The sequence below is a fragment of the Pontibacter sp. HJ8 genome, assembly GCF_054824225.1.
On record NZ_JSYF01000473.1, the window covers coordinates 1 to 3,261 of the forward strand.

A 3,261-nucleotide genomic window follows, 5' to 3' on the forward strand; every position below is an offset into this window, starting at 1 on the left:
AGAGAGGTTTTAACGGCACCGTGCTGGTGACAAAGTATGACCAAATCGTGTACAAGGGAGCTTTTGGCTATGCCGATTTTAAAAGCAAAGACACCCTGACCACACAAACCGTTTTCCAGCTGGCATCGGTCTCCAAACAGTTCACGGCGATGGCCATCATGATGCTCAAAGAGCAGGGCAAGCTCCACTACGACGATAGTGTGCAGCAATATATCCCGGATTTCCCTTACAAAGGCATCACCATCCGGCAGTTGCTTACCCATCGCTCCGGCTTGCCGAACTATACCTATTTCAGCGATGAACTCTGGCCCGATAGCAAAGTCGACCTGACCAATGACGATGTGCTAAGTCTGATGGCCTTGCACCAGCCCAAAATCTACTACAAACCCGATGTCCGCTTCGATTACAGCAATACAGGTTACTCGCTGCTGGCTACTGTGGTCGAAAAAGCGTCCGGGCTGCCTTTTGCTACCTACATGCAGCAGCATATTTTTGAGCCGCTTAAAATGACGAACACCTATACCTTCAGTCATGCGTTAGCCGACCAAACGGGCCGGGTAGCGACAGGCCATATTGGCGGGAGACGTAAAAGAGCGCCTGACTATCTGGATACCGTACTGGGCGACAAAGGCATGTATTCCACGGTAGAAGATCTGTATAAGTGGGACCAGGCCCTCTACACGCAGCGGCTGGTAAGCCGAGAAACGCTGGAAGAGGCTTTCAAAGGGGCCAGTGTGATCAACAATAAGACGGAAGCGTACGGGTTTGGCTGGCGCATCCGCCAGGTAGACAGTGGCGATACCGTTGTATACCACGGAGGCCTGTGGCACGGCTTCAACACGTATCTGCTGCGCAATCCAAAAGATCATAGTGCCATCATAGTGCTGAGCAACCTGACCAACGGTAGCCTGAATCACATGAAAGAAGTACGGCGTTTTCTATACCCTCCCCGGCCTGCTATGATTGCCAAAAACAAAGGGAAACAAAATCAATCGGCCAGTGCCGGCATGTAATTGCAGAAGTTGATCAGAAACATTGTATGTCAGGTATAAGGTATAACCGGAAACAAGTTGAAGTGTCTGATATCCGGGCGAATATTCCTTCTTTTAGCTATACCTGGTTGCAGGTATAGCGCATGCCCTGGCTCTTTGATAGAAGGAGAGGATCAGCTTTCGTAAGAAAAGTACAGGGAAAGGGATTTTTTGTCCCGTAATATACGTAACTCCAGGTTGTACTTTTGTTATATATGTCATTCAGATAGATTTGTATGAGCCAGCGTAATTCATTGTTCTATGCTATAGTAGCTGCCAAATGCCCCAGATGCCGGGAAGGAGATATGTTTCCGAAGCGCACGCTGTACAGTACTAAATTTGCGGCCATGCACCCGTCCTGTCCTTGTTGCGGCCAGGTATTTGAACCGGAACCTGGCTTTTATTACGGGGCCATGTATGTCAGTTTTGCTTTTAATGTAGCCATCTTTTTAGTCGCCCTGTTCATCCTGAATCAGTTTGTAGAAGAAGTCACGATGGGGATGATGATGGGGATAGTAGCTGTCACCGTTGTTGGACTTTTACCGGTCATTTTCAGGCTGTCCCGGGTGCTTTGGATCAATATTTTTGTTCGCTACGAAGGCCCATGCGACCTGATCCCAAAAAGAACGCACAAGTAGGGTGGCATTAAGAAAAGCCTGCTAAAATAAGCTATTTGCAGTAGGCCGGTTCGGTGCGGAACTTTGGCTTCGTGTCGAAAATCGCAGACAGCCAGTTGCCATACCACGGGTTTCATCCTCACATCACACTTGTAAAAACTTCCAGGGCTGACTTCAGCTAATCTGTGTTTCGCGGATTCCTTTCCTAAGGAGGCCTGAATAATTTACATTCCCACTAGGAAACTTCCAGCGTGAATAGCTATATTCAAAAAGCAAAAGAGAAGTTTCCATCCCGATACCAGAGGTCAATGGCATGTTAGCAAAAATGGATAAGAATAGTAGCCAGTTAAAAGTGGGGCTCTATGCCGCCGTTGTGGTTTTTCTAACCTATACCATGATCTTTGGCTTCCGGAAGTCTTTTACGGTGGCCACATTCGATGGACTTGAAATTGCCGGGTATAGCTATAAGACCCTTCTGGTCATCAGCCAGGTGCTGGGTTATTTGCTGGCCAAGTTTTACGGCATCAAATATATCTCGGAGCTGAAACGAACAGGCAGAGGGAACGTGATTTTCCTGCTGACAGGAATCGCCTGGTTAAGCTGGCTGTTTTTTGCCCTGGTGCCGCCCCCATACAACATTGCTTTCCTTTTCATAAACGGTTTCCCATTGGGTATGCTTTGGGGAGTCGTTTTCTCTTATGTGGAGGGCCGTAGAAGCACTGATTTCATTGGCGCTACCTTAGCGGTCAGCTTCATCTTCGCCTCGGGGTTTGTCAAATCCGTTGGTGCCTGGCTGATGGTACAGTTTGGCGTGTCAGAATTCTGGGTGCCTTTTTATACTGGTTTGGTTTTCGCCCTGCCTCTTTTGCTTTTTGTTTTCCTGATGGAGAAGATCCCACCACCCAGCGAAGAAGATATTCGGCTCCGAACGGAACGTTCCGCCATGACCGAAGAAGACCGGAAAAGCTTTGTAAAAGAGTTCTTTGCAGGTATAGCAGCCTGCGTGTTGATCTACTGTTTTGCGACCATCTTCCGGGATATCCGCGATAATTTTGGGGCAGAGATGTGGAAAGAACTGGGCTATTTTAACCAGCCGGCGATATTTTCGAAAACGGAAACGCCCATCACCCTGATCATCCTGGTTTTGATCGGCAGCATGGTGCTCATCAAAAACAATTATAAAGCGCTGCAAACGGCACATGTTTTCATCCTCATCGGATTTACGATCGCCGGGGTTTCTACCTTGCTTTTTACTGCTCAATCCATCGCACCGATCTGGTGGATGATGCTTGTCGGGCTTGGGCTATACATGGTTTACATCCCGTTCAATGCCGTGTTCTTCGACCGGCTGATCTCCACTTTTAAGTATACCGGAAATGTTGGTTTCCTGATTTACCTCGCTGATTCCTTTGGGTATGTGGGCAGCGTGGGGGTGTTGTTCAGCAAAGAGATCTTCCGGGTGCAACTAAATTGGGTAACCTTCTTTTCCAACAGTGTGATTGGTCTATCGGCCATCGGGATATTGCTTACCGCTTTCTCCATGGTGTATTTCGGGAGGAAGTATGAAAGGCTCAGGGCCAGAGAAGTAAGCCCTGCTAAAACACTGCAGGTAT

The 3,261-nt window shown here is 48.1% G+C and carries 3 protein-coding genes; all 3 read left to right on the forward strand.

Going from position 1 to position 3,261, the window contains the following annotated elements; genetic code table 11:
- On the forward strand, positions 1–1,013 hold a 1,013-nt coding region (locus OB13_RS18015; protein ID WP_461491574.1), incomplete at its 5' end, for a serine hydrolase domain-containing protein.
- A 254-nt stretch (positions 1,014–1,267) separates the two neighbouring features.
- Positions 1,268–1,669: a DUF983 domain-containing protein gene (locus OB13_RS18020; RefSeq protein WP_461491575.1), complete on the forward strand. Its 402-nt coding sequence runs from the start codon at positions 1,268–1,270 to the stop codon at positions 1,667–1,669.
- 304 nt (positions 1,670–1,973) lie between these two features.
- The coding region (locus OB13_RS18025) for a DUF5690 family protein (RefSeq protein ID WP_461491576.1) at positions 1,974–3,261 on the forward strand (1,288 nt) is incomplete at its 3' end.

Excerpts from the sequence above, each read along its gene's own strand:
- OB13_RS18020 (WP_461491575.1), top strand. The coding sequence starts at position 1,268 with ATGAGCCAGCGTAATTCATTGTTCTATGCTATAGTAGCTGCCAAATGC.